The sequence below is a fragment of the Microbacterium schleiferi genome, from assembly GCF_020781975.1.
GTDB lineage: Bacteria > Actinomycetota > Actinomycetes > Actinomycetales > Microbacteriaceae > Microbacterium.
In genome coordinates this window covers 136459-162088 of record NZ_JAJGNI010000006.1, presented here as the reverse complement: position 1 = coordinate 162088, position 25630 = coordinate 136459, and the positions used below count along the sequence as shown (strand labels likewise).

Below are 25630 nucleotides of genomic sequence, written 5' to 3'. Positions count from 1 at the left end.
CCGCGCCGGCCGGCTCACGCAAGCGCCGGCACGACCTCCGCCTCGAACAGTTCGATGCCGCTCGTGTCGTATGCCGCTTCGGGAAAGTAGTGGATCGCGTACCCGAGTCCGTGGCTCGCGCGCTCCTGCAGCCGCTCGGCCACCTGCTCGGGAGTGCCGAAACCGAGCGACCCGCGGTACTCGGCCTCGATGCCGGCAAGTCGCTCGTCACCGACGAACGGCGCGAGGCGCCCCAGGACCGCACGCAGGCGTTCCTCTGCCTCTGCCTCGGTCGCACCCACGATCGTGTTGACGTTCGACGACGCGGTGATCTCGCCCGGGTCGCGACCGAGCGTCGCGCAGTGCTCGCGCACGACCGACAGCTTGTGATCGAACTCCTCGACGCTGCCGGCGAAGTTCGTGTACGACGCGTACTTCGCTGCGATCTTCAGCGTGACCTTCTCGCCGCCACCAGCGATCCAGAAGGGAATCCCCGGGCGCTGCAGCGGCTGTGTTGCTTGCAGCGGCTGGGGCTGCACAATCGCGCCGTCGACCTGGTAGTACTTCCCGTCAAGAGATGCCGAGCCCGTCGTCCAGGCCTGGTGCATGATCTCCACTCCCTCGCGCAGCATCGCGAGGCGATCGCGTACCTCCGGGAAGCCGTACCCGTAGGCCCGCCACTCGTGCTCGTACCATCCGCCACCGATACCCATTTCGGCGCGGCCACCCGAGATGATGTCGACCGTTGCGGCGACCTTCGCGAGGTAGGCCGGGTTTCGATAGCCCATGCAGGTGCACATCTGGCCGAGACGGATGCGGCTGGTCGACGCTGCGAACGCTGACATCAGCGTCCACGCCTCGTGTGTCGCCTCCTGGGTCGCGACGGGCACCGTGTGGAAGTGGTCGTAGACCCAGAGGGATTCCCAGGGCCCTGCATCGGCGCGCTGAGCCAGTCCGTTCATCGCTTCCCACTGCTGCGCGGGATCGATTCCCACGAGGTCGAGTCGCCAGCCTTGGGGGATGAAGATTCCGAATCGCATAGCGTCAGCCTAGGCTTGCGTAGCCGAAGCACGGGTCAGTTTTCGACGATCATCGCGAGCGGCATCCTGGTCCGCATCACCGCTATCGCTTCGGGATTCGCGTCGATGAGCACGGCGTCGCGCCCCAGCGCCTGGGCGACAGCACCTGTCGTTCCCGACCCGGCGAACGGGTCGAGGACAGCCTCGCCCGGGCGAGAGGATGCCTGCACGATTCGCCGTAGCACACCCTCGGGCTTTTGAGTGGGATATCCGGTCTTCTCGCGCCCCGCCGTCGGGACGATCGTGTGCCACCACACATCTGTCGGGAGCTTGCCGCGGGCCGCTTTCTCAGCGGTCACGAGCCCCGGCGCCATATACGGCTCGCGATCAACGGCCTCGGAATCGAACCAGTACAGCGCTGGATCTTTCACGTAGACGAGAATCGTGTCGTGCTTGGTGGGCCACCGTTTGCGGGTCTTCGCACCGTAGTCGTACGACCAGATGATCTCGTTGAGGAAGTGGTCGCGACCGAACACTGCATCCAGGAGCACCTTCGCGTAATGCGCCTCGCGGTAATCGAGGTGAAGGTACAGAGTGCCGGAGTCGGCAAGCAGTCGCCACGCCTCGAGCACTCGCGGTTCGAGAAAGCCCCAGTAGTCGTCGAACCGGTCGTCGTACACACGCAGGTCTCCCCGCAGCCGTTCGTAGTCGCGACCGTGGAATCCGCGCCGGGTCACAGCGCCCGGAAGCCGCTCATCCCGGGGCGTGCTGGCTGATTCGACTGCCCGCTCCCGGAGGCGCCCGGTGTTGAACGGGGGGTCGAGGTAGACCAGACCGAAGGACGCATCCGGCAGTCCGCGCATCACGGACAGATTGTCGCCGTGATGGATCGTGACGGTCACGGAACCCGATGCAGCCACGCGTCGGTGGCGAACTTCGACGCGACGAGAGCCTCTGCTTCGGCGTATTCCTCTTCGGTGATATGCCCGACCTCGGCGCCGTAGAGCGTGGTGAATGTGTCGGCGAAGGCCTGGATGATCGCCTCGCGAGGCAGTCCCGTCTGCCGCCGCAGCGGGTCGACGCGTTTGGCGGCCGAGGTCGTCCCCTTGTCGCTGAGCTTCTCCCGGCCGATGCGGAGCACGTCGGTGAGCACCTCACCGTCCATGTCGTAGCTGAGGGTCGCGTGATGCAGCACCCCTCCGTTGGCCAACCGCTTCTGCGCGGCGCCGCCGATCTTGCCCTCCGGGCTCGCGATGTCATTGAGCGGCTGGTACGTCGCATCGATTCCAAGCGAGCGCAGCGCCTGCAGAACCCAGTCGTCGAGGAACGCGTAGGAGTCGGCGAAGGTCATGCCCGCCACCAGCGACGCGGGAACCGAGAGCGAGTACGTGATGATCGCATCGGCGCCCATGAGCATCGCGCCGCCGCCCGAGATTCGCCTGACGACGTCGTAGCCATGACGGCGGGCACCCGCCGGGTCCACCTCATTGCGGTACGACTGGAACGATCCGATGACGACCGCCGACTCATTCCATTCCCACAGGCGCAGGGTCGGCATCCGTCGCCCGTCGCCCACACGGGTCGTGAGTACTTCGTCGAGCGCGAGGTTCATGCGCGGCGAGACCGGGCGGTCGTGGACGATCTGCCATGAGAAGTCTTTCCAGCCGGATGCGGTCACGAGCGCCCGGCGCACCACGGTGCCCACGGCCTCGGGCGTGAACCCCAGAAGTTGTGCACCGTCAGGGAGCGCCGCACGTACGGCCGCAGCGATCGTGGGCACGTCGGCTTCGGAGGGAAGGCCCGACACCGCCGCGTTGATCGCGCCGAGGGCATCGTCGGGCTCGAGGAAGAAATCGCCAGCGAGTCGCACATTCGCCAAGCGCCCGGCTTCGACATCCAGGTCGACGACGACGAGCTTTCCGCCCGGGACCTTGTACTCAGCGTGCATGGCACCAGCCTAGGAGGAGCTGCGCACCGAGGCGCGGACCGTCAGTCGCGGACCGGGAAGCGGGCATCGAGCCACGCCAGGAGGTCAGCGCGGACCTCGGCCTGCTGGGCCTCGTTGAAGATCTCGTGCCGCGCTCCCGGGTAGACGAGCGTGGTGACATCGGTGAACCCCGAACGCGTGCGATAGGCATCCGCCAGCAAATGGTTGCTGCGCGGGCCGCCGACGGTGTCCTCGCGCCCCACCATGATGAGGGTCGGCACGTCGCGCTCGAGATGACGACCGGGTTTGCCGATCAGTCGGAGCGTATCGACGGGCCCGAAGAGCTTGGCCAGCGGAGTCGAGGTCGTGAGCGGATCGGCGAGGAACGCTTCGGCAACTGCCGGATCGGTCGAGAGCCATTCCATGCCGTTGGCGTTCGGGCCCTGCCACGGCGCGTTCAGATCACCCGAGTTCAGCGATCCCGGCCAGCGCAACGCCGACCCGCTGAGGATCAGTCCATCGATCGCCGCCGAATGACGGTTCACGAGGATCTGCGCGATGAAGGATCCCCACGAGTGACCGAGCAGGATGAAGGGAAGATCCGGATGCTCCGCCCTAGCCATCTCGCTCAACTGCCAGACCGCGTCGATCGTCGCACGCAAGCCGCCGGGGCCGAGGCGACCGAGGCGCTCGCTGCTGCCGTGCTGGCGCATCCCGGTGCGGCCGTGACCGCGATGATCGTCGGCGTAGACGATGAACCCGGCATCCGTCAGCGCACCGATCACCGCGCCATAGCGGCCGGCGTGTTCGCCCACGCCGTGGAGGAGATGGATGACGCCGCGGGGAGTGGTCACGGGAGTGGCGAGGTCGTAGACGATCTCGACACCGTGCACGTCGGTGTACTCGGGCATGCCGGAAGCTTAGCGGGCCGGGCAGAGGCTGATGCGAGATGCCTCTTGCGGCGAGTATTTAGCTAGATAAGCTAGCGACGTGCAACATCGTCGCTGGCTCGGCCTCGTGTTCATCAGCATCGCCGTGTCGCTGATCATCGTCGACTCGACGATCGTCAACGTGGCTATTCCGGCGATCGTCGACGATCTCGGGATCACCTCGACGCAGGTGCAGTGGGTGCAGGAGGCCTACACGCTGGTCTTCGCGTCGCTCCTACTCGTGTTCGGATCACTGGCAGACCGCTTCGGCCGCCGCCGCATCATGCTGCTCGGCGTCGTGATCTTCGTGCTCTCGTCCATCGCGGCAGCCTTCGCGCCCACCGGAGACCTGCTGATCCTTGCGCGGCTGATCCAGGGCATCGGCGGTGCGATGATCCTGCCGACCACCCTGTCGCTGATCAACGCGACTTTCCGTGGCCGCGAGCGCGGAATCGCGTTCGCTGTCTGGGGTTCGACAATTGGCGGCATGGCGGCGGTCGGGCCGCTGCTGGGCGGATGGCTCACTACCGCGTTCTCGTGGCGATGGGCGTTCGGGATCAACATCCCGCTCGGCATCCTCATCATCATCGGGGTGCTGCTGACGGTTGCCGAGTCGCGCGATGAGAACACCCGCTCGATCGACATCATGGGCGGCGCGCTCTCGTTCATCACGTTCGGCGCACTTGTCTTCGGCCTCATCGAGGGGCGGACCCTGGGGTGGTGGGCCACCGAGGGCGACTTCACGATCGGGTCCTGGACCTGGCCGTGGGCGCTCTCCCCCGTCCCCGTCGCGTTCCTCATCGCAATCCTCGGCGCCGTCGCCTTCATCGCGTGGGGCATCCACCGCGAGCGTACGGGTCGGGTCTCACTGCTCTCGTTCAGCCTCTTCCGCATCGGTACCTTCCGAAACGGGAACATCGCGGCGATGCTCGTTTCGCTCGGCGAGTTCGGCATCATTCTTTCGCTCCCCCTCTGGCTGCAGTTCGTTCTCGGGTTCGACGCCCTGCAGACCGGGCTCATCTTGCTGGCCCTCGCTGGCGGGTCGTTCGTCGCCAGCGGCGCGGCAGCCGGCGCGAGCTCGCGTATCCCGGCGGTCTGGGTCGTGCGCGTGGGTCTTGCCGCCGAGATCATCGGCGTGGTGTGGGTCGGGCTGGTAATCGCTCCGGATGCCGCGTGGGGCCGGCTCATCCCCGCCCTGTTCATCTACGGATTCGGGGTCGGCCTTGCCACCGCGCAGCTGACCGGCGTCATTCTGGTGGACGTTCCCGTCGAGCGAAGCGGCCAGGGCTCTGGCACGCAGTCGACAGCTCGGCAAATCGGATCGGCACTGGGCATCGCCATCCTCGGCACCGTCCTATTCACGAGCACCGCCGGCATCCTCGCCTCGAACCTCGAAGACCAAGGAATGGCCAGCGACCAGGCCGATCAGATCGTGACGGCAGTCGTTCAAAGCGCCGGCGGTGCCATCGCGCAGCTCGAGCAGTCGCCGGCGACGTCGGCTGCCGCGGATGCCGCCAAGACCGCCTTTTCAGACGGCACCCGCTACGCGGCGTTCACCGCTGCCGGGTTCTTGGCCATCGGGCTGGTCGCCACACTCGCTCTCCCCTCCCGACGCCCGGAAGAGGCGACCGAGAGCGACCACAGCGAGAACGCACCGAAGACCGCGACTGACTGATCCCCGGCCGCGCGGTGCTGCCCCGGGTCCACGGAAGTAGGACGCGCAAGTTCCTTAGCATAACTAATGAGCTATGCTAAAGAAACCGTGACCGAACCCACATCACCTCCTGATTCGCATCCCCTCGCCGGCGACGCCTCGCAGTTGCGCATAGGCGTCTTCCGGTTTGCGAGGCGGATGCGCACGGAGCGCTCAGTCGACTCGATGAGCGACGGTCAGTTCGCGGTTCTCGCGGGCCTTTACCTGCACGGACCGCGCACGCTCGGCCAGCTCGCGGAGCGCGAGCGGGTCTCGCCGCCGTCGATGAACCGAACGGTCAACTGTCTGCAGGATGCCGGATATGTCGAGCGGTCAGCAGATGACAGCGACGGTCGCAAGGTCGTCATCACGATCACCGATGCCGGGCGAGCCGTTGTCGACGAGACGACTCGACGCCGCGATGCATGGGTCGAGACAGTGCTTGCTGACGTCAGCGAACAAGAGCGGATGACGCTGGCTGCGGCCGCGGAGATCCTGCAGCGGCTGGCAGCGCAGTGAGCACAATGTTCCGGTCCCTCGGGATCTTCAATTACCGTGTCTGGTTCATCGGCGCTCTCGTGTCGAACGTCGGCGCCTGGATGCAGTCGACAGCCCAGAACTGGGTGGTCCTCACCGAGCTGACTCCTGGTGATGCGGGTGCCGTCGGGGTCACGATGGCCCTCCAGTTCGGGCCGCCCCTCCTGCTCGTGGGCCTGACGGGCTGGGCAACCGACCGGTTCGAGCGACGCCACATCCTGCTCGCGACGCAGGGCGTTTCACTGCTGCTTGCCACGGCGATCGGCATCCTCATCCTCACCGGCGCCATGACGCTCCCCCTCATGTATGCGTTCGCCCTGGGGCTGGGCCTTGTCGCCGCCTTCGACAATCCGGCGCGCCAGGCCTTCGTCTCGGACTTGGTGACGAAGGAGAACACCAGCAACGCTGTGGCGCTGAACTCGGCATCCTTCAACGCGGCGCGGATGATCGGACCCGCAGTGGCGGGCCTGTTCATCGTTCTGGTCGGGACCGGATGGATGTTCATCGTGAACGCGTTCACCTTTCTCGCAACGATCGGCGCCCTGCTCGCGATGCGCCGGCACGAGCTCACCCCCCGCGCTGTCACCCACGGTCGTTCCCGCCTCTCCGACGGATTTCGCTATGTCGCCACCCGACCCGACCTGATCGTGGTCTTCATCGTCGTGTTCCTGCTGGGCGCGTTCGGCATGAACTTTCCGATCTACGCCTCCACGATGGCTCTCGAGTTCGGCGCTGGAGCCGACGGATTCGGCCTGCTGAATTCCGTGCTCGCGATCGGGTCGCTCACGGGCGCCCTGCTTGCCGCCAGGCGCGACCGCGCGCGGGTTCGGGTCGTGATCGCCGGGGTCCTCGGATTCGCGGTGGCATCAGCGGTCTCGTCGGTCATGCCGACCTACGCGCTGTATGCCGTAACGCTGGTGTTCACCGGATTCACCGTCGTCACGATCCTCTCGACGGCCAACGGATACGTCCAGGCAACGACTGACGCTCACCTGCGCGGGCGCGTCCTGGCGATCTACGTCGCCATTCTGCTCGGAGGCACCCCGGTGGGAGCACCGATCGTTGGATGGGTCGCCGACGAGCTCGGGCCTCGCGCCGCCATCCAGCTAGGAACCCTCGCGTCCCTGATCGCCGCGGCCATAGCCATCACCTGGCTCGTCTGGTCGGGGCGAGTGCACCGGGGTGGCAGGCTCCGGCTTCGACTTGACGAGACGCGCCCCCTCTCGGTCATCACACAGCCGATAGCCAAGGCTTCCGCGTCGAACTGAGGTCAGACCGCCTACGCGAGCCGCGACGCAAGCAGGGCCCCAGCGGCCTCTAGGTAGCGCTCAGGCTCAGCCATCGCGGATGCCGAGTCTCCAGCGATTTCCGTGAGGGACACGGCCTCCGCGAAGAAGCCAGTATCGGCGGCGGGGTCGATGCGGCCCACGACAAGCGCCGCGCGCGCTCCGGCGACCTGCGCCAGCCGCGCGACGACCTCCGGTACCTTGCCTGCCGCCGTTGCCCGGTCGTACGCGCCTTCACCCGTCACCACGATCGTGTCGGGCGTAAGGAGCCTGGGCAGGCCAATGAGTTCGGCCACATAGCGGGCGCCGGACACGATCTTCGCACCCCAGACATGCATAGCGAACCCGGCTCCACCGGCGGCTCCCGCGCCCGGCACGTCCGGCGGCGTCCCCATCTTCGCAGCCCACGCCGCGAGCGCCGCATCAGCCCCGGCGATCTCGTGGACACGCAGCCCCTTCTGGGGACCGAACACGGCAGCAGCTCCCCGAGGACCGCACAGCGGAGTGTCGACGTCGGCGAGCACCATCACGCCGCCCGAGGGCAGGGAGGCGAGCCCTGACAGGTCGACGCTTGTGACATCCCTGAGGCCGCGAAGGCCCGGCGCGATCGGCTCGCCATCCGCATCAAGGATGCGTGCACCCAGGGCGCGGAGGATCCCGGCCCCGCCGTCCGTGGAGGCACTCGAACCGAGACCGACCATGATGCGGGATACGCCGGCTCGCAGCGCATCGACGATCGCCTCGCCCACCCCCGTGGTGTCAGCATCCCAGGGACGCAGACGACCCTGTAGCGCTTCGATTCCCGAGGTCGACGCCAACTCGATGACTGCGGTAGTGCCGCCCCACGAACCCTCCGGAGGCACGAGCACCCACGCGCTGTCATGGCGCTCACCGTCAGCGCCTGTCGCCCGCATCGGCCGCAGCGTGGCGCCGGGGATCGCCGCCAAGAACGCGTCGAGCGTCCCTTCGCCGCCGTCAGCCATCGGACGAACAATCACCTCATCGTCGGGCCTTGCCCGGCCCCAGCCCCGCGCCAACGCGTCAGCTGCACGCCGCGCCGGTACCGACCCCTTGAAGCTGTCGGGCGCGATCACAATGCGCCGTTTCACGGTCACGCCGCGAGTCTACGGATCTTCGCGAGCGCGGTAGCTGCGCGCCGCAACCCACACCAGCGGCACCTCCCGCCGATAGCCTCGAGGCGTGACCACAGCGCGCCACACCATCCATCAGACGAGCGTCATCGCCGCGCTTCTTGACGGCGTCTACGACGGCGAGACCACCGTCGGCAGCCTCCGCCGCCGCGGTGACTTCGGAATCGGCACCTTCGAAGGCCTCGACGGCGAACTCATCCTTCTCGACGACATCTGCTACCGCATCCGAGATGACGGCACGGCTACGGTGGCAGACGACGGCGAAGGGGTGCCCTACGCCGTCGTCACGCGCTTCGAGCCTCACCTGAGCTTCGAGATCACCGGGCGGAACACGCGGGCAGAGTTCACGGCGCTCATCGACGAGAGGCTCGGCTCTGCCAACTACATGTACGCGGTGCGGGTGGACGGCGTCTACGAGCGGATGACGGTGCGTGCCGTCCACGTGCAGCAGCAGCCGTACCGCCCTCTCGTGCAGGCAACGGCAGAGCAGAAGGTGACGGAGTTCAGCGATGTCTCGGGCACCGTCGTGGGCTTTCGAACGCCGGCGTTCGAGGAAGGTCTGTCAGTTCCTGGCTACCACGCGCACGTGCTGCTCGATGAGCGCCGCAGCGGCGGACATGTGCTCGATCACGTCATACTCCGCGGCAGGGTGCAGGTGTGCGTCGGCACGGATCTGCATCTTGAGCTCCCCCGCACCCCCGAGTTCGCTCGGGCAAACCTCGACCCGGAGGACCTGCGCGAACAGGTCGACCGGGCCGAGTCCTGAGGAGGTCGGTCAGCGAACCGTCACGGATGTCGTGACCGGCGTGGGATTCGCGAACAGGTCGAGGACGGGGCAGTGCGCGTCGACGACCTGGCGCAGCCGCTCGTATTCGGCTGCGCTCGCGTCGCCGCTCACCTCGATCGAAACGCGCACCTCGGAGAAACCGGGGCGGACTGTCTCGTCCTTGCCGAACAATCGGGCCGCATCGAGATCTCCCTCGGCCGTCACCTCGATGTGATCGAGCGCGATGCCGAGCGCGTGAGCGTAGAGGCGAAAAACGACCACCTGACACGCGGCGATCGCGCCGAGCGCGTACTCGACGGGGCTGGCAGCTGAATCGTCACCGGCAAGCGCGGCAGGTTCGTCGATGACGAACTCGTGTCCGCCGGCACGGATGCGGGTCGCAACGGCTCCCTCGCCGGTGCCGCGGACGCGATAGGTGAGGTGGGCGGCCGTGCGGTCGGCGTCGATCCGCGATCCCCAGGCGGATGCTGCAGCATCCAGGCGGGACGCGCGCTCGACAGCAAGGTCTTCGGAGGTGGGGGCGAGAGTTGTCATGACGCGACGGTAGGCCCGTGAGCGCATCCAGCGAACTCAGTCCGACACGAAGGGTCACACGAGGTCACACAGCGTCACACCGCGTCAGCCGCCGTCACGCGACGCAACACTCCGTCACCCAGGTCACGCCTCGCGGGTGATCGTCACCTTCACCGACATGTCGCTCTTGAACGGTCCCGCGTACACGCCCCGCACAGGCGGCACGTCGTTGTAGTCGCGGCCGCGTCCTACGAGCACGTGACGGTCTCCGATCTCGGTGTTGTTGGTCGGGTCGAAGCCCTCCCACGATCCCGAGAACCACTCCACCCAGGCGTGCGACTCTCCCTCGACGGGCACCCCGACCTCGGCGTTGGCATTCGGGTGCAGGTATCCCGAGACGTAACGGGCGGGGATGCCGACCTCACGCAGCGCCCCCAACACGATGTGCGCGATGTCCTGGCAGACGCCCTTGCGCGCCTCCCAGGCTTCTGCCCCGGTGGAGTGGACGCCCGTCACGCCGTGGACGTACTCGACGGCATCCCCGATAGCCATCGCTATAGCGTGGGCGGCCTGGCCCGGCTGATCGTGCTGCGCAGCAACTGCCCGGGCTATCTCCGCAACCTCCGGATGCGGCTTGGTGCGCGAGGTCTGCCCGAGCTGCTCGACGACCTCCACCGAACGCGCCGCCTCCCGGCGCAGCTGATCCCAGGTCATGTCTGCGTGCTCGAGCGGACGCGGCCGCACCTCCACGAGAGACCGAGCGGTGAGGGTCAGCGAGGCGTGAGGCGACAGGATGTCGAACGAGGTCACGCGCGTACCGAAGTAGTCCACGTACTGATTGACCGACGTCGACGGTTCGATATCGAGCGACGCGCTCAGCACGAACTGGCTGTCGGTGGAACCCGGCAGCATCCGCGCCTCGTTGTAGGAAGCCGAGACATCCCCCTGGTAGGCGAAGGCCGTCTGATGTTCGATGCGCAGGCGCTTCATGAGATCTCTCCGATCCAGCTCGGCTCAGCCTGCGTCGGGAAGAAGCGCTGGCGGATCGCCTCCGACGCCTCGCGGGTGACGACCTGCACGCGCTCCATCTCCTCGGGAAGATCGCTGAGGATGTCGGCGACGGGCTTGTACTCGAGTTCGTTGCGGATCCGGCCGAGGGCCCGCAGCACGCTGTTGGAGTGCCCGACGCGGTCGGCACGCGGGTCGATCGCCGACATGCACCCCTCCGCCTGCTGGATCGAGTAGATGATCGAGCGCGGGAACAGGCGATCCAAGAGCAGGAACTCGGCGGCATTGCGCGCGCTCGGGATGCCGCGGTAGGTGCGCAGGTATGCCTCGTAGGCGCCGCACGACCGCAGGATCGTCGTCCAGGACGGACCGGATGCCTCGGTCAGCGACCGCGTGGCAAGGAGCCGAGCGGTCATGTCGGCCCGCTCGATGCTGCGACCGAGCGTGAAGAACTGCCACGACTCGTCACGGCTGGTCGAGGAGTCGACGATTCCGACCGCGAGCGCGGCGCGCTCGCGGGCCCACTGGAAGAAGTCGTGCACCTTGTCGGTCTGCAGACGCCGCGGCATCCGGGAGTTGGTGGTGTTCAAGCACTCCCAGAGCTCGGTCGAGACGATCTCCCGGGCCCGGCGTGCGTTCTCGCGGGCGGATGCCACCGAGTAGGCGATGCTCGACGGGTTCATGCGGTCGACAGCGAGCCGCTGCAGGACGTCGTTACGCCCGACGACCTCGAGGCCGTCCGGCGGAACGGAGCCCATGACGCTCAGGAGCGACCGGCACGCGGTGTCTTCGTCGATCCAGGGATCCTCCAGCAGGAGCTGGAGGTGCACGTCGAGGATGCGGGCAGTGCCGTCCGAGCGCTCGATGTAGCGTCCGATCCAGAAGAGGCTCTCGGCGATGCGGCTCAGCATGGCGCACCATCCTGGGCCTGCTGCTGCTGTTGCTCTTGCTGCTCGGTGTGCGTGCGGGGACGATCCTGTGGCGAGTGCGTCGGCTCGGTCTGCTCGGGATAGATGATCGGGATCGCCTCGGTGACGGACGCCTGATCGGCGACGAGCCCGGCTAGACCGTGACCCTGCCCGTACTCGACGTGCGGCGGAGCATCGCCGCCGACAATCCACGTGTCTTTCGATCCACCGCCCTGGCTCGAGTTGACGACGAGCTGCCCCTCCGGCAGCGCCACGCGGGTGAGACCACCCGGGAGCACCCACACTTCGTCGCCGTTGTTGACGGCGAACGGACGCAGGTCTGCGTGCCGTGGCCGCACCCCGTCCTCCACGAGAGTCGGGATGGTCGAGAGCATGACGACCGGCTGGGCGATCCAGCCGCGCGGGTCGGCGAGCAGGCGCTTGCGAAGCTTCTCGAGTTCGGCCGGCGAGGCATCCGGGCCGACGACGAGACCCTTACCGCCCGAGCCATCGACTGGCTTCACCACGAGCTCGTCGAGACGGTCCAGGACCTCCTCGAGAGCGTTCGGTTCCTCGAGGCGCCACGTGTCGACATTCTTGAGGATCGGCTCTTCGGCGAGGTAGTACCGGATCAGGTCGGGCACGTAGGTGTAGAGCAGTTTGTCGTCGGCGACGCCGTTGCCCACGGCGTTGGCGATCGTGACGTTGCCCAGGCGCGCTGCCAGCAGCAGGCCGGGAGCTCCGAGCATGGAGTCGGCGCGAAACTGCAGCGGATCGAGGAAGTCGTCGTCGACCCGACGGTAGATCACGTCGACGCGCTGCGGTCCACGGGTCGTGCGCATGAAGACCTTGCCGCCGATGCATACGAGATCCCGGCCTTCGACGAGCTCGACGCCCATGAGCCGGGCAAGCAGGGTGTGCTCGAAGTACGCCGAGTTGTAGACACCGGGGGTGAGGACGACGACGTTCGGGTCCTCGATGCCCGGGGGCGCCGAGGCACGAAGCGCGCCCAGCAGCTTGTTCGGATAGTCACCGACCGGGCGCACCCGCATCGACACGAACAGCTCGGGCAGCGTCTGGGCCATCACCCGCCGGTTCGAGATGACGTAGCTCACGCCGGATGGCACACGAACGTTGTCTTCGAGCACGCGCATCTCGCCGTGCTCATCACGGATGAGGTCGATCCCCGAGACCTGGATGCGCACTCCGTTGGCACTGTGAATCCCGGCAGCCTGCCGGTAGTAGTACTGCGAGGACGCGATGAGCGCGGCTGGCAGCACTCCGTCACGCACGCAGTGCTGCCGACCGTACGCGTCATCGAGGAACGCTTCGAGGGCCCGGACGCGCTGCGAGACTCCAGCCTCCACACGCGACCACTCGTCGTAGGGGATGACACGGGGCACAGCATCCAGCGGGAAGGGGCGTTCCTCACCCGCGAAATCGAACGTGACGCCTTGCGCGAGGTACGAACTCGCAAGCGAATCGGTGCGGCCGCGCAGCTCCTCTTGGGTCATCTGCGCGAGCGCCTGGTAGAGCTCGCGGTACGCCCGCCGCGACTCGGCCGACCCATCCTTTGCCGGCGCTGACGCGAACATCTCATCGAAGGGCGGGACGCCCGACGATGTCTTCCGCGTCGATGCGGTGGAGCCGTATCCGTCGAACAGGTCACCCATGGGTCGAGCCTAGTCGCGGCCGTGTTGCACGGGTGTTTCCTTCTTTCGGATTCCTTACGGACGGGCCGCACCCCCTCCGAACGCGGTTAGCCTCGGGAACGTGGGTGACACCCGACGCAGGCAAGACACCGCCGTCGCCGCTCTCGCAGGAGCCGCCGCGGCGATCCTCGGTGCGGGCCTGGGAGAACTCTCGGCGGTCTTGTTCGCTCCGGCATCCAGCCCGTTCGCCGTCATCGGCGGGGCGATCATCGATGCCGCGCCGCCGTGGGGCAAGGACCTCGCGATCGCCCTGTTCGGGACGAACGACAAGATCGCTCTGCTGACGGGCATCGGAATCGTCCTCGTGCTGCTGGCGGGAGTGGCCGGCATCCTGCAGCTGCGCAAGCCCCCGTGGGGCCTGGTCATTCTCGGCGCGTTCGGTGTCGTGGGCGCTGTCGTCGCCCTCACTCGCAGCGATGCCAGCGGGATCGCTTGGCTTCCCTCGGTCATCGCAGGCGTCGTTTCGGTCCTTGCGCTGCACTACCTCATCCGGGTACTGCGGCGCAGTGCGGCGCGCGATGACGAGGCCACCGACACGGATGCCGACACTCGACCGAGCCGCCGCCAGGCACTCGTGTGGATGGGCGGCGCAACCGCGGTCGGCGTTATTGCGGCAGTCGCCGGAAACATCGCACGCGGCGGGGCGCGAGCGGTGACGACCGTGCGCGACGCGTTGAAGCTGCCTGCGCCCGCGACGACCGCCCCGCCAATACCCGCGGGCGCCGAGCTCGACATCCAGGGGATCACGCCCCTCATCACGCCGAACGCCGACTTCTACCGCATCGACACTGCCCTGGTGGTTCCGCAGGTCGATCCTGCGACGTGGAGTCTTCGCATCCACGGCATGGTCGAGGAAGAGGTCGAAGTCACCTGGGACGAACTGCTCGCGCTGCCGCTGGATGAGAGCACGACGACACTCACGTGCGTCTCGAACAACGTCGGCGGTGACCTCGTCGGCAACGCGGTATGGCTGGGTTACCCCATCCGCGAGCTGCTCGCCCGGGCTCGCCCGACGGCGGATGCCGACATGGTGCTGTCGACGTCGGTCGATGGGTTCACCGCGGGGACGCCACTGGAGGCGCTCACTGACGATCGCAATGCGATTCTCGCCATCGGCATGAACGGCGAGCCCCTTCCGCCCGAGCACGGCTTTCCGGTGCGGATGGTCGTACCCGGGCTCTACGGATACGTATCGGCCACCAAGTGGGTCGTCGATCTCGAGGTCACGCGGTTCGATCAGGCCGAGGGTTACTGGACTCCGCGCGGCTGGTCGGAACTCGGGCCTATCAAGCTGCAGTCCCGTATCGACGTGCCTCGCTCGGGCGTCACGGTGCCCGCCGGTGAGACGGTCATCGCGGGGGTGGCGTGGCAGCAGCATGTCGGGGTCGCCGGCGTCGAGGTGAAGATCGATGACGGCCCGTGGCAGCAGGCCGAGCTTGCGACCGCGATCTCGGACGACACCTGGGTGCAGTGGAGCATCCCGTGGAACGCGACCGATGCCGGCCAGCACACCATACGGTGCCGCGCGACCAACGTGGACAGCCAGACCCAGACATCCGATCAGGCCCCGCCGGCTCCGAACGGTGCGACCGGTTGGCACACCATCATCGCCAACGTCGCGTAGCACCCGCTTCCCGCATCCACCCCATCTTCTGCCGAACCCACACCTTCCGCGCCGAACCCACACCTTCCGCGCGCCAGAACGTGTGGGTTTGGGCAGGATGCTGTGGGTTCGCGCCTCGGGACAGGCCGGGCGCGGGGGTCACGCAGCGAGGACGAGTTTGAGTTGCTCGACGGCCCAGTCGATCTCGGTGGCACGGATGACGAGGGGCGGTGCGATCCGGATGGTCTGACCGTGCGTGTCCTTGACGAGCACGCCGCGGGAGAGCAGCCGTTCGGCGACCTCGCGTCCGGTACCGACCTTCGGATCGATGTCGATCCCTGCCCAGAGCCCCGCGACGCGGATCGCCGTCACCCCGTGCCCGACGAGGTCCGAAAGGCGCGACTCGAGGTGCTCCCCGAGTGCGCGAGCTCGCTCCTGGAACTCTCCGGTCGAGAGCATCTCAACGACACGCTCACCTATCGCGGCAGCGAGCGGGTTCCCTCCGAAGGTCGAGCCGTGCTCGCCGGGACGGATGACGCCGAGAACGTCGGCGTCGGCCACGACTGCCGACAGGGGCAGGATGCCGCCGCCGAGCGCCTTGCCGAGCAGGTACATGTCGGGCACGACCTGTTCGCGGTCGCACGCGAAGGTCTCGCCCACCCGGCCGAGACCTGACTGGATCTCGTCGGCGATAAGCAGAACATTGTGGCGGTCGCAGATCTCGCGCACCGATCGCAGGTAGCCATCCGGCGGAACAATGACGCCGGCCTCACCCTGGATCGGCTCAAGAAGGACGGCCGCGGTGTTCTCGTCGATGGCTGCCTCGAGGGCCGCGGCATCCCCGAACGGAACCTGCGCGAAGCCGCCACTGTACGGCCCGAAAGCGTCCCGGGCCGAGGGGTCGTCGGAGAACCCGACAATCGTGATCGTGCGGCCGTGGAAGTTCCCGCCCGCGACGATCACGCGTGCTGCGTCCGCGGGGATGCCCTTGACCCGATACCCCCAGGCGCGCGCGACCTTGATGCCGGTCTCGACGGCCTCGGCGCCGGTGTTCATCGGAAGCACCATGTGTTTGCCGGCGAGCTTCGCGAGCGCAGCAGCGAAGGTTCCGAGCTTGTCGTTGTGGTACGCCCGGCTCGTGAGGGTCAACCGTTCCAACTGCTCCCGGGCAACGGCGAGCAGAGCCGGATGCCCGTGCCCGAAGTTCAACGCCGAGTACGCCGACAGCAGGTCCAGGTAGCGCTTGCCCTCGACATCCGTCACCCACACTCCCTCGCCGCGGGAGATCACGACCGGCAGCGGGTGGTAGTTGTGGGCGAGGTGCTCGTCTTCTGCCCGGATGATCTCGAGCGTGGTCGCGTCGATGGAGATCTGGTCGGCGCTCATGACTCGTCCCGCTTCGCCCGCAGCTCGAGGGTGCAGCACTTGATCCCGCCGCCGCCGAGGAGCAGCTCAGACAGGTCGATGAGCACCGGGTTATAGCCGCGCTCTCGCAACTGCGCCTCGAAACCGGTAGCCCGCGGCGAGATGAACACGTTGTAGCCATCGCTGGCCGAGTTCAATCCGAACACCGCGCCGTCGGCATCCGAGACCCGGATCGCGTCGGGGAAGCGCTCGGCGAGGATCCGCTGGCTGGCCTCATCGAAGGCACCCGGCAGGTAGGCGATGTTCGCGGCATCCGGCCCGCCCTGGGCCGCGCCGATGACCGGATCGAGCACCGAGATCGCCGTGTCGAGGTGATAGAAGCGCGGGTCGGTGAGAGTCAGCGAGATGACCTCCCTGCCGAAAACCTCGCCGACCTCACGGTGGCTGTCGCCGGTCGAGCGGAACCCAGTACCCGCGAGGATGACGTCACCCGCGAGCAGGAAGTCGCCCTCGCCCTCGTTGACTTCCTCGGGGATGACGGTCTCGAATCCTGCGGCGCGGAACCAGTCGATGAAGTGGCGCTCCTCGCCGGCGCGCTCAGCGAACCGGAACTTCGGCGCATAGGCGATGCCGTCGATGATGAACCCGCCGTTGGCCGTGTAGACCATGTCGGGAAGCCCCTCGGCGGGGTCGATCAGCTCGACCTCGTGCCCGAGCTCGAGGTAGGTGTCGTAGAGCACCTGCCACTGCGCCACGGCCTTGGCGGTGTCGGTGGGCTTGGCGGGCTCCATCCACGGGTTGATCGTGTAGCTGACCGTGAAGTGCTCGGGGCGGCACATCAGGTAGCGGCGGCGCTGAGCCGTGCGGGTCGGTGCGGCGTTCGGTGCGGGCGTCGTAGTCGTCACGTCGTTCTCCTGGAGAGTGCGGCTGGCGGACGCTGTCCAGAGGCCCGGCGGAGCAGAAAGATGCCGGCGACACGGGCACGCCGGACTCTATTCTCGCACGATCGTCGCCATCGGCCGAGGGATCGGCCCCGCGGTGCGGCTAACTCCTCAACGTTGACCCCCGCGAGGTAGTTCGGGAGCTCGACCGGGCGAATCTAACGAGGGGTTGAGGAGTTAGCCACGGCGCGAGAGCGCTACTCGACCGCCACGACAACCTTGCCCACAGCATGTCCCGCGTCCACGTGCGCGAGCGCGTCGCGTGCCGCGTCCAACGAGTACGTCCGTTCGATCACGGGACGGATGCTGCCACGATCAGTCAGCTCCAGCAGCTGCGCCAGGATCTCAGGTCTCGCGGTGGCGGCGAGGGAACGGATGCGGCGGCGGCGCCGCGACAGGAAGGCAGCTTTCAGCATCCGCCCCATGGGTCCGAGGATCTTCCCCCCAGCGCCCGAGACGAGCACGACGGTCCCGCCCTCCCGGAGCAGACCGCGCAACGTGGCGAGCGGAGCGGTGCCGGCGATGTCGATGACCGCGTCGAAGCTCGCCGGGGGGAGCTCGGGCGCGCCGGGCTGCACCTGTCGGTAGTCGAACGTGTGGGCCGCGCCGAGGCCGGTCACGAGGCCGAGCGCTCGCTCGCCGGCGAGAGCCCACACCTCGGCGCCGCGCTCGGCGGCAAGCTGCACGGTGTACGTGCCGACGCCTCCCGACGCCCCGATCACCAGGACGCGGCTTCCTGAGTGGACGCCGGCGGCATCCAGCGCCTGCCAGGCCGTACCGCCCGAAACCGGGAGCGCGGCCGCGACCGCCGGCGAGATCCGGGCGGGGCGGCTGACCGCGCGGGCGGCGGGTATGATCGCATACTCGGCGAGGCCCCCACCCACACCGATCTCGGCCACCACCTCGTCACCGATCCGAAAGCCCGTCACGGCCGCTCCCATCGCGACCACCGTGCCTGCGACATCTATCCCTCGCGTGGCAGTCCGCGGGCGACGGATGCCGAAAGCGAGCCGCACGAGTGCGGGGTCGCCACGCATCAGTCGTGCGTCGCCGGCATGGATGCCGCACGCGCGCACCCGCAGGAGGAGGTCCGCGGGACCGGGCGTCGGCACCGGGACCCGGACAGGTTCAACGGTCTCCGGACCGCCGTAGCGCTGCTGGGCCCAGGCCCGCATCGTCTCGTTCGGCACGTGGGGTGCCGCCGATTCGGCCATGGGAGGGTTCGTCGTCATGCTGACACTCCGTCCGGGGCATCCGTCGGGTACTCGAAGAGATCGTCGATCGTCATGCCAAACAGCCGCGAGAGCTGAAAGGCGAGTTCGAGCGACGGGGAGTACTTGCCCTGCTCGATCGCGATGAGCGTCTGGCGGGTGACTCCGATGTGGCGGGCCACCTCGGCCTGCGTCATCCCGGCGGCTTCGCGCGTCGCGCGGATGGTGTTGGTGATTCTCGTGGGCTTGACCATTACGGCATCCCTCGGCGGTAAACGACGATGCGGGCGATGCCGCCGATGAACGCGGACAGGAAAAAGCCGAAGAAGACGGCGTTGCCGATCCAGAACCACTCGGCCTGCACCATCGCCAGGATGAGCGCTGCCAGCCCACCGATGACCAGAAAGGCCTGTCCGACGCGGTCGCCGAGGTGCTCGATCTCCCGGTCACGCTGGTCGGCGCGGTGCTCCTCGTCGGGGTCGCGCATGCCCGCGCCGATACCCCACAGGATGCTGATCACGATCGATACCACGATGGCACCGGCGATCGTCCAGACCATCGGCCACTGCCAGGCGATCTCTCCTATGGGGGTGGTCCCTAGCTGGGGCAGCACCAGCACCAGGTACACAGCGGTTCCCGCAGCACTTGCAATCAGTTGCGACCAGGTATTTCTCTCGACGTATCCCACCTCGACTCCCTCGAACTCAGATGTATAGAATCTTTGACATCTCCGAGCGTAGAGTCGCGAGGCATCCGTGTCAAGTTTTCTTTACATATCGCTGGCGCTCACGTGTCAGGCTAAGCCGAGGCGCGAGAGGTAGTCGTTGGTGAACCTGCCGCGGGGGTCCATCCGCGCACGCAGCGCCGCGAACTCGTCCCACCGCGGGTACCGACTGCGGATGCGGTCAGCATCCATCGTGAAGACCTTGCCCCAGTGTGGCCGCGCCGACTCGGGTAGAGCGTCTTCGATTCGGGGTAGGAGCCCCTCGACCCCCGCTACGTCAGGTCGCCACGTGAAGTGAAGACCGACGGTCTCCCGCCCGAACGCGGGACTCAGCCACAGGTCGTCAGCCGCCATCTCGCGCACTTCGCAGACATAGAGCAGCGGGGCGATCTCCGGCGCGAGGCTGCGCAATACGTCGATCGCGGCGAGACCATCGCGCCGGTCGATGAGGTATTCGCTCTGCAGTTCCGCGCCAGCCGATGGCGTGAACTCGAGCCGGAAGTGCGGCAGCCGGGAGTGCCACGGACCGGGCACCCCGCCCTGCACCGTGCAGGGCTCGGGCCCCACGCCGGGAACCGGATGCCGCGGCCCGTCCGCCTCGCGTCCACCCGCTGCGAGCACGGCGTCGGCATTGGCTCGCCCCGGACGCGCCTTGACCCAGATCTGGTCGATCGTGTCGGCATCCTGCCAGCTGGTGAACAGGCTGACGCTGTCTCCCGCGCCCGTGATCGCGTCGAACCCTGCGAGCACGTCGTCCCAGCGGGCGCCGTCGTAGACCGTCTGCGCGATCTCGTATGCCGGTTCGAGCTCAAGCGTCAGATGCGTGACGATACCGAGCGCGCCGAGTGCCACGACCGCTCCGTCGAACTGCGGATCACCGCGTCGCAGGGTCAGCGCCCCGCCGTCGGCGGTCACCATCTCGACGCCGAGCACCTGCGTGGCGAGCGACCCGATCCGATCCCCCGACCCGTGCGTCCCGGTCTGCACAGCGCCGGCGACCGAGATGTGCGGCAGCGACGCGAGATTGGCGAGCGCAAACCCGGCGGCATCGAGGGCGGGCACCAGGTCGCCGTGCCGCAGCCCCGCCGATACCCGGGCTGTAGCGGCATCGGTGTCGACCTCGATCTCGTGCGGCATCCTCGCGAGCGACACGAGTGTTCCGTCCGTGTCGGCGATGGGGCTGAACGAGTGGCGACTACCGAGCGCCCGGACCCCCGGAGTCCGGGCGACGATGTCGGAGAGCTCGCGGAGGCTCGCGGGCTCCCGCACCGCCGCCGCCCGATACGTGAGATTCCCCGCCCAGTTCTTTTCGGCCATGCCCCCATTCCAGCACGCGCATGCCACGCAGCGCGGTGTTACCGTGTGACTGACGAGAGGAGGCCGACGGATGCGTAACGCGACCGCTGCGCTGCTCGCCCTCATCCTCTCAACGCTCGGCCTGCTGACGCTCGCCGATGCGAACACCGTGACGCTCGCGGTTGTCGTCGTCACCACCATCGCGCTCGCGGTCCTCGCCCTCCACGCGATCGCCCGCCCGAGCTCGGCCCGGCAACGGCTTACCCGAGCCGGCCGACAGATCGATCCCTCCGCGCTCGTGGAGCAGAGCGACCCGGATGCCGAGGGCCACGCCCGCCCGAGGGCCCCGGGGCTCGCGGCCTAGGCCGCACCCGTTCGTTCGCCTTTTCCGGAGTTTACGCACGCCCCCTTATGGCGTGCACCCGGACGTTCGATGACCCTGCGGCCAGACGCACCCGCATCCGTCATCGACTTACCGGGAGTCCGCCGTGGACCTGTTCGCCTTTCCTCCGTTCGCCTTTCTTCTCGACACCACCTACCGAACCCTCATGGGCCTGTCTGCCCTCCTCAGCCCGGTCGCGGGAGCTGCCTCCGCCGCCCTCGCGATCGTCATCATCACCCTCTTCGTCCGCGCCGCGCTCATTCCCGCCGGCATAGCCCAGGCCCGCTCCGAGCAGGTGCGCATGCGAATCGCTCCCCGGCTGCGGGAGATACAGAAGCGGTTCCGAAAGAACCCCGAACGGATGCAGCGGGAGATGATGCAGCTCTACCGCGATGAGAACACCTCACCGCTTGCCGGCATCCTGCCCGCCCTGATCCAGGCTCCGATCGTCGGTCTGATCTACGCCGTGTTTTTGCGCACGACCGTCGCCGATCACCCGAACGACCTGCTGACCGAACACGTCCTCGGGGTACCTCTCGGTACGAGCCTCGTGGGGTCCGCCGGCGTCTTCTCGGTCGAGACGGCTGTCGTGTTCGGCACCCTCATGGTGCTGATGGCAGCAGTCGCCGAGGTCACGCGGCGCATTTTCCGCCCGGCGGTTCCCGCAGAGCCGGATGCCTCGCCCTTGGCATCCGGCGGCGTGCAGCGTGCGCTCGGGTTCTTGCCGTACCTGTCCGTCGTGTTCGCGGCGTTCGTGCCACTGGCCGCCGCGCTCTATCTCGCCGTGACAGTCACTTGGACGCTCGGCCAGCGCTGGGTTCTGCGGCGTCGCTACCCGCTCGAGTGATGTCGCGTTCGCAACGGCGCCGCGTTACGCAGAATCTGCGCCGTTGCGACCACCATCGCCCCTCAGATGACGTCCGCCGACCACGCGTCGGGGTTGCCGAAGCGGTGGGCGGTAATGGTGATCGACTGCTCGTGCAGGAACGGGAGCAGCTCGATGCGGCCCGCCGTTGTCACCTCGTTGTCATAGATCGCGACATCCGGGTCTCCGCCGACGGCCTCGGCGAGCGCGGAATGCAATGCCGCGACGGCGACGGCGCCGCCGACCAAGCGCACCCGGGGCGGGCGGGTCGGCCTGGGCTCGCCGGCGACGGCATCCGCGACATCCTGCTCGGGACGAGCGACGCGGTCGAGCCACTCGTCCTCGGTCTCGACGAAGATGTTCACGTCCTGGTCGCTGAGCGCTCGACGCACCGCCGCGGGCAGGCCGACAGGAGCACTGACGGTGGTCGCCGACCCGGTGCGGATGCCGGCAAGGATGACGCGCAGCAGCGCCTGCCACGTCGCATCCCCCGTCGCCCGGATCGCGACCTCGACGGGCCGGTAGCGGAAGAGGTTGCGCTCCACGCCCAGCCGCGAGACATCCGTCACCCGCCCGAACTCCTCGTTCCAGGCGACCGCGTCCGAGAGCGCGGCGCGGCGAAGCCACTCGAACGCGGGGTAATCGAGTGATGCCTGGGCAGCCTCGATCACCGTCGTGATGCGCGAATCGAGACCACGCAAGTGCAGCGTGGACGAGGGGGCACCGGCATCCGTCCCCCGCCACTTCCCGAGGCCGATGAGGTAATTCGGTCCGCCGGCCTTCGTGCCGGGACCGACCGACGAGCGCTTCCAGCCACCGAACGGCTGCCGCTGCACGATCGCGCCCGTGATCCCGCGGTTCACATAGAGGTTGCCCGCCTCGACGCGGTCGAGCCACATCGCGAGGTCGTCGGGGTTCTGGGTATACAGACCCGCCGTGAGTCCGTACGCGACGGCGTTCTGGAGTTCGATCGCGTGCCCGAGGGAGTTCGCGTGCATGATCCCGAGCACGGGCCCGAAAAACTCCTCCAGGTGCACGCGCGACCCGGGCTGCACCCCGACACGGATGCCGGGACGGAAGAACCGGCCGGCATACTCAGGCCCGACATCCAGCGGCTCGGGCCTGACGAGCCACTGCTCGCCCTCGTCGAGGGTGGTCAGAGCCCACTGCAGCTTTCCGCGTGGCGGTTCGATGACCGGCCCCATCTCGGAGCGCGGATCGGTCGGCGGTCCTACCCGCAGCGACGTCGCGGCATCCACGAGCTGACGCGCGAAGCGCTCCGAGCGCCCGACGGGGCCGACGAGGATCGCGAGCGACGCCGCGGAGCACTTCTGACCCGCGTGTCCGAAGGCGCTCTTGATGAGATCGGATGCCGCGATGTCCAGATCCGCAGACGGCATGATCACCATCGCGTTCTTGCCGCTCGTTTCAGCGAGCAGCGGCAGGTCGGGGCGCCAGGAGCGGAAGAGAGATGCCGTCTCGAAGGAGCCGGTCAGGATGACGCGATCGACATCCGGGTGCGAGACCAGCTGCTGCCCGAGGCCGCCCTCGTCGATGTCGACCAGGGCGAGGACGTCACGCGGAACGCCTGCCGACCACAGCGCCTCGGCTACTACTGCCGCGCAGCGCCTCGCCTGCGGCGCCGGCTTGAAGATCACTCCGGAGCCCGCGGCGAGCGCAGCAAGCACTCCGCCCGCGGGTATCGCGATCGGGAAGTTCCACGGCGGGGTGACGACGGTCACCCGCGCGGGCACGAAGACCGCACCGCTCACCCGATCGAGTTCCCTCGCCGTTGCGGCGTAGTAGTTGGCGAAGTCGACAGCCTCGCTCACCTCGACGTCAGCCTCGGCGAACACCTTGCCCGTCTCGGATCCGGCGACCTCGATCAGCTCACCGCGCCGGGCCTCCAGCGCCCGGGCCGCCGCCTGCAGCACCGCCGACCGGTCTGCTGCCGGCATGGCGCCCCACCGAGGCGCCGCGTCGCGAACACCCGCAATGATCTCTTCGAGCCGCTCGGCATCCGTGACCCGGAATGCCTCGATCGTGTCATCCCCCGCCGTCGAGACCGCCATGCGCTCGAGAACCTGCCTGGCCCATTCGCGGTTCGCCGGGAGTGCCGGGTCAGTGTCACGCGCGTTTCGGAACCCCGGCGCGCCGGCTGCGACTCCGTCAGACTCGGTCGCGGAATAGATCGCCGTCTCGACGTACTCAACGCCACCGAAGCGTGCGATGCCATCATCGGATGCCGCGGAGCTGGCGATCCCGAGCACGGCCTGGGTCAAACCCCCGACCTGGGGCGGCGGCGAGTCGCGAAGAATACGTGGTTCGGTGGCCCTGTCTGCGGCTTGCTCGTCCGCGCGGTTCTGGCGGCGGTTGGGTCCGGTCGGAAGCCCGGGATCGGCGGCGCGCTCGAGGGATGCGACGAAACGATCCCGCTCGCGCTCGAACAGCGCAGGATCGTCGGCGAGGTCGAACGCTGCCGACAAGAAGTTCTCACTCGACGCGTTCTCTTCGAGCCGGCGCACGAGATAGCTGATCGCGACATCGAACTCCTGCGGGTGCACGACCGGCACGTACAGGAGCACGTGTCCGACCTCGCGGGAGATCGCCGCGACCTGGCCCTGCGCCATGCCGAGGAGCATCTCGATCTCGATGTCCTCGCGTACTCCGCGCTCGCCCGCGAGCAGCCACGCGTAGGCGATGTCGAACAGGTTATGCCCCGCGACGCCGAGCCTCACGGCATCCGTGTTCTTCGGTTGTAGCGCCTCGTCGAGGCAGCGCAGATAGTTCGCGTCGGCGTCGACCTTGCGGTCGTAGGTTGCCAGCGACCAGTCGTGCATGATCGCATCGACGCGCTCCATCGCGAGGTTCGCGCCCTTGACGAGCCGGATCTTGATGCGAGCACCACCATCAGCCACCCGCTGGCGCGCCCACGCGGTCAGCTCTCGCAGTGCCGGCAGGGCATCGGGCAGATAGGCCTGCAGCACGATCCCCGCCTCGAGATCGCGGAGCCGCTCATCTTCGAGGATCCGAGTGAACACCGCGATCGTGAGGTCGAGGTCGCGGTACTCCTCCATGTCGAGGTTGATGAAGGTGCGGCCGCCGTTCTCGGGCAGTCCCGCCGCCGCGGTGAGGTACAGCGGCGTGAGGCGCTCGACGACGGCATCCACGATCTCATCGAAGGCCCACATCGAGATGTGACTCGCGATCGCCGAGACCTTCACCGAGACGTAGTCGACATCGGGCCGACGGATGAGGTCGTGGATGCCCTCGAGTCGGCGCAGCGCCTCGCGCTCACCGAGCACTGCCTCGCCCAGCAGGTTGAGGTTCAGCTTGGCGCCGCCCTCGCGGAGCGCGGCTATGGCGGGGCCGAGCTTGTCGGGCCGTGCGTCGACGACGAGGTGCGAGACCATCTCGCGCAGGGCGCGGCGGGCTATCGGCACGACGGGGGAAGGGAGCACGGGCGCCACTGCCCCACCGACCTTGACGGCGCCGCGCAGGTACCACGGCAGGAACTCCGGCGCGAGCGGGGCGATCCGCGACAGCGTGGATGCCGCCGCCGTCAGACTCTCAGGGCGCATGACGCCGTCGACAAACCCAATCGTGAAGGGCAGACCGTTCGGATCCTTGAGGACTCCGGCGAGGCGCTGCGCCGAGGCATCCGCGGGGAACTCGGCGGCTTCGGCGACCCAGCGTGCGGCGAGGTCGATCGCGCGCGGCGCCAGGTCGCCCGACGGCGCGGATGGCGCCGTGTCGGGGGTCTCCTGCATGCGATCAGCCTACGTCCGGCCGGC

23 protein-coding genes are annotated in these 25630 nt (G+C 67.9%); 7 read left to right on the top strand and 16 right to left on the bottom strand.

Features of this window, described 5'->3' with window-relative positions; genetic code table 11:
- Positions 1-14 precede the first annotated feature (14 nt).
- Genes LL236_RS08925 through LL236_RS08910 form a run of 4 tightly spaced genes read right to left on the bottom strand, consistent with a single transcriptional unit; the run spans position 15 to position 3836 of the window.
- The gene (locus LL236_RS08925; protein WP_228178398.1) at positions 15-1019 is read right to left on the bottom strand and encodes an LLM class F420-dependent oxidoreductase; all 1005 of its coding nucleotides are present in this window, start codon (positions 1017-1019) and stop codon (positions 15-17) included.
- 35 nt (positions 1020-1054) lie between these two features.
- A complete protein-coding gene (locus LL236_RS08920) occupies positions 1055-1861 on the bottom strand; it encodes a DNA-methyltransferase (protein ID WP_228178461.1) in 807 nt (268 codons plus the stop codon).
- A gap of 35 nt (positions 1862-1896) precedes the next feature.
- Entirely contained in the window at positions 1897-2946 is a 1050-nt protein-coding gene (locus LL236_RS08915) for a lipoate--protein ligase family protein (protein ID WP_228178397.1), read from the bottom strand.
- A 41-nt stretch (positions 2947-2987) separates the two neighbouring features.
- Entirely contained in the window at positions 2988-3836 is an 849-nt protein-coding gene (locus LL236_RS08910) for an alpha/beta fold hydrolase (RefSeq protein WP_228178396.1), read from the bottom strand.
- Between the two features lie 79 nt (positions 3837-3915).
- On the opposite strand from LL236_RS08910, the gene LL236_RS08905 reads away from it, so the two are divergent.
- From LL236_RS08905 to LL236_RS08895, 3 genes are all read left to right on the top strand, one after another.
- Positions 3916-5529, top strand: a complete 1614-nt coding sequence (locus LL236_RS08905; RefSeq protein WP_228178395.1) for an MFS transporter — start codon at positions 3916-3918, stop codon at positions 5527-5529.
- A gap of 87 nt (positions 5530-5616) precedes the next feature.
- Positions 5617-6066, top strand: a complete 450-nt coding sequence (locus LL236_RS08900) for a MarR family winged helix-turn-helix transcriptional regulator (protein WP_374198022.1) — start codon at positions 5617-5619, stop codon at positions 6064-6066.
- A 5-nt stretch (positions 6067-6071) separates the two neighbouring features.
- Positions 6072-7352: an MFS transporter gene (locus LL236_RS08895; RefSeq protein WP_228178393.1), complete on the top strand. Its 1281-nt coding sequence runs from the start codon at positions 6072-6074 to the stop codon at positions 7350-7352.
- An 11-nt stretch (positions 7353-7363) separates the two neighbouring features.
- On the opposite strand, the gene LL236_RS08890 is transcribed toward LL236_RS08895, so the two are convergent.
- A complete protein-coding gene (locus LL236_RS08890) occupies positions 7364-8485 on the bottom strand; it encodes a glycerate kinase (RefSeq protein WP_374198021.1) in 1122 nt (373 codons plus the stop codon).
- An 85-nt stretch (positions 8486-8570) separates the two neighbouring features.
- Here LL236_RS08890 and budA point away from each other — a divergent pair, with 85 nt between their 5' ends.
- Positions 8571-9287 carry an acetolactate decarboxylase gene (budA, locus tag LL236_RS08885; RefSeq protein ID WP_228178392.1) on the top strand — a complete coding sequence of 239 codons (717 nt, stop codon included), beginning with the start codon at positions 8571-8573 and terminating at the stop codon, positions 9285-9287.
- A 9-nt stretch (positions 9288-9296) separates the two neighbouring features.
- On the opposite strand, the gene LL236_RS08880 is transcribed toward budA, so the two are convergent.
- The 4 genes from LL236_RS08880 to LL236_RS08865 all read right to left on the bottom strand — a co-directional run bounded on the left by LL236_RS08880 (position 9297) and on the right by LL236_RS08865 (position 13410).
- Entirely contained in the window at positions 9297-9842 is a 546-nt protein-coding gene (locus tag LL236_RS08880; protein WP_228178391.1) for an OsmC family protein, read from the bottom strand.
- Between the two features lie 123 nt (positions 9843-9965).
- The gene (locus LL236_RS08875; RefSeq protein WP_228178390.1) at positions 9966-10811 is read right to left on the bottom strand and encodes a transglutaminase family protein; all 846 of its coding nucleotides are present in this window, start codon (positions 10809-10811) and stop codon (positions 9966-9968) included.
- A complete protein-coding gene (locus tag LL236_RS08870; RefSeq protein ID WP_228178389.1) occupies positions 10808-11740 on the bottom strand; it encodes an alpha-E domain-containing protein in 933 nt (310 codons plus the stop codon). Before LL236_RS08870 ends, LL236_RS08875 begins: the two co-directional genes overlap by 4 nt.
- Positions 11734-13410: a circularly permuted type 2 ATP-grasp protein gene (locus LL236_RS08865; protein WP_228178388.1), complete on the bottom strand. Its 1677-nt coding sequence runs from the start codon at positions 13408-13410 to the stop codon at positions 11734-11736. The genes LL236_RS08870 and LL236_RS08865 overlap by 7 nt, the downstream gene beginning before the upstream one ends.
- Before the next feature lie 100 nt (positions 13411-13510).
- Between LL236_RS08865 and LL236_RS08860 the strand changes: the two genes are divergently transcribed.
- The gene (locus tag LL236_RS08860) at positions 13511-15073 is read left to right on the top strand and encodes a molybdopterin-dependent oxidoreductase (protein WP_228178387.1); all 1563 of its coding nucleotides are present in this window, start codon (positions 13511-13513) and stop codon (positions 15071-15073) included.
- Between the two features lie 138 nt (positions 15074-15211).
- On the opposite strand, the gene rocD is transcribed toward LL236_RS08860, so the two are convergent.
- The 6 genes from rocD to LL236_RS08830 all read right to left on the bottom strand — a co-directional run bounded on the left by rocD (position 15212) and on the right by LL236_RS08830 (position 20610).
- Positions 15212-16438 (bottom strand): ornithine--oxo-acid transaminase, encoded by a 1227-nt coding sequence (rocD, locus tag LL236_RS08855; protein ID WP_228178386.1) that lies wholly within the window; start codon positions 16436-16438, stop codon positions 15212-15214.
- Positions 16435-17322 (bottom strand): dimethylargininase, encoded by an 888-nt coding sequence (ddaH, locus tag LL236_RS08850; protein WP_347425157.1) that lies wholly within the window; start codon positions 17320-17322, stop codon positions 16435-16437. Before ddaH ends, rocD begins: the two co-directional genes overlap by 4 nt.
- 233 nt (positions 17323-17555) lie before the next feature.
- Positions 17556-18590 (bottom strand): NAD(P)-dependent alcohol dehydrogenase, encoded by a 1035-nt coding sequence (locus LL236_RS08845; RefSeq protein ID WP_228178385.1) that lies wholly within the window; start codon positions 18588-18590, stop codon positions 17556-17558.
- On the bottom strand, positions 18587-18823 hold the full coding sequence (locus LL236_RS08840; protein WP_228178384.1) for a helix-turn-helix transcriptional regulator: 237 nt from the start codon (positions 18821-18823) through the stop codon (positions 18587-18589). The genes LL236_RS08845 and LL236_RS08840 overlap by 4 nt, the downstream gene beginning before the upstream one ends.
- Entirely contained in the window at positions 18823-19257 is a 435-nt protein-coding gene (locus tag LL236_RS08835; RefSeq protein ID WP_228178383.1) for a hypothetical protein, read from the bottom strand. The genes LL236_RS08840 and LL236_RS08835 overlap by 1 nt, the downstream gene beginning before the upstream one ends.
- A gap of 105 nt (positions 19258-19362) precedes the next feature.
- Positions 19363-20610 carry an FAD-binding protein gene (locus tag LL236_RS08830; RefSeq protein WP_228178382.1) on the bottom strand — a complete coding sequence of 416 codons (1248 nt, stop codon included), beginning with the start codon at positions 20608-20610 and terminating at the stop codon, positions 19363-19365.
- Between the two features lie 70 nt (positions 20611-20680).
- On the opposite strand from LL236_RS08830, the gene LL236_RS08825 reads away from it, so the two are divergent.
- Together LL236_RS08825 and LL236_RS08820 are read left to right on the top strand one after the other, a co-directional pair.
- Positions 20681-20953 carry a DUF6412 domain-containing protein gene (locus LL236_RS08825; protein ID WP_228178381.1) on the top strand — a complete coding sequence of 91 codons (273 nt, stop codon included), beginning with the start codon at positions 20681-20683 and terminating at the stop codon, positions 20951-20953.
- Between the two features lie 124 nt (positions 20954-21077).
- Positions 21078-21818, top strand: coding sequence for a YidC/Oxa1 family membrane protein insertase (locus LL236_RS08820; protein ID WP_228178380.1), 741 nt, complete (start codon positions 21078-21080; stop codon positions 21816-21818).
- A gap of 62 nt (positions 21819-21880) precedes the next feature.
- Here LL236_RS08820 and LL236_RS08815 read toward each other — a convergent pair whose 3' ends face one another.
- Positions 21881-25606: a proline dehydrogenase family protein gene (locus LL236_RS08815; RefSeq protein WP_228178379.1), complete on the bottom strand. Its 3726-nt coding sequence runs from the start codon at positions 25604-25606 to the stop codon at positions 21881-21883.
- Positions 25607-25630: the final 24 nt, after the last annotated feature.

Bases quoted from the DNA above. Each gene is read 5' to 3' on its own strand.
- LL236_RS08925 (WP_228178398.1), bottom strand. From the start codon at position 1,019: ATGCGATTCGGAATCTTCATCCCCCAAGGCTGGCGACTCGACCTCGTG.
- LL236_RS08920 (WP_228178461.1), bottom strand. From the start codon at position 1,861: ATGCGCGGACTGCCGGATGCGTCCTTCGGTCTGGTCTACCTCGACCCC.
- LL236_RS08915 (WP_228178397.1), bottom strand. From the start codon at position 2,946: ATGCACGCTGAGTACAAGGTCCCGGGCGGAAAGCTCGTCGTCGTCGAC.
- LL236_RS08910 (WP_228178396.1), bottom strand. From the start codon at position 3,836: ATGCCCGAGTACACCGACGTGCACGGTGTCGAGATCGTCTACGACCTC.
- LL236_RS08895 (WP_228178393.1), top strand. From the start codon at position 6,072: ATGTTCCGGTCCCTCGGGATCTTCAATTACCGTGTCTGGTTCATCGGC.
- LL236_RS08880 (WP_228178391.1), bottom strand. From the start codon at position 9,842: ATGACAACTCTCGCCCCCACCTCCGAAGACCTTGCTGTCGAGCGCGCG.
- LL236_RS08875 (WP_228178390.1), bottom strand. From the start codon at position 10,811: ATGAAGCGCCTGCGCATCGAACATCAGACGGCCTTCGCCTACCAGGGG.
- LL236_RS08870 (WP_228178389.1), bottom strand. From the start codon at position 11,740: ATGCTGAGCCGCATCGCCGAGAGCCTCTTCTGGATCGGACGCTACATC.
- LL236_RS08865 (WP_228178388.1), bottom strand. From the start codon at position 13,410: ATGGGTGACCTGTTCGACGGATACGGCTCCACCGCATCGACGCGGAAG.
- rocD (WP_228178386.1), bottom strand. From the start codon at position 16,438: ATGAGCGCCGACCAGATCTCCATCGACGCGACCACGCTCGAGATCATC.
- LL236_RS08845 (WP_228178385.1), bottom strand. From the start codon at position 18,590: ATGACGACGAACCCTCCCATGGCCGAATCGGCGGCACCCCACGTGCCG.
- LL236_RS08840 (WP_228178384.1), bottom strand. From the start codon at position 18,823: ATGGTCAAGCCCACGAGAATCACCAACACCATCCGCGCGACGCGCGAA.
- LL236_RS08830 (WP_228178382.1), bottom strand. From the start codon at position 20,610: ATGGCCGAAAAGAACTGGGCGGGGAATCTCACGTATCGGGCGGCGGCG.
- LL236_RS08825 (WP_228178381.1), top strand. From the start codon at position 20,681: ATGCGTAACGCGACCGCTGCGCTGCTCGCCCTCATCCTCTCAACGCTC.
- LL236_RS08815 (WP_228178379.1), bottom strand. From the start codon at position 25,606: ATGCAGGAGACCCCCGACACGGCGCCATCCGCGCCGTCGGGCGACCTG.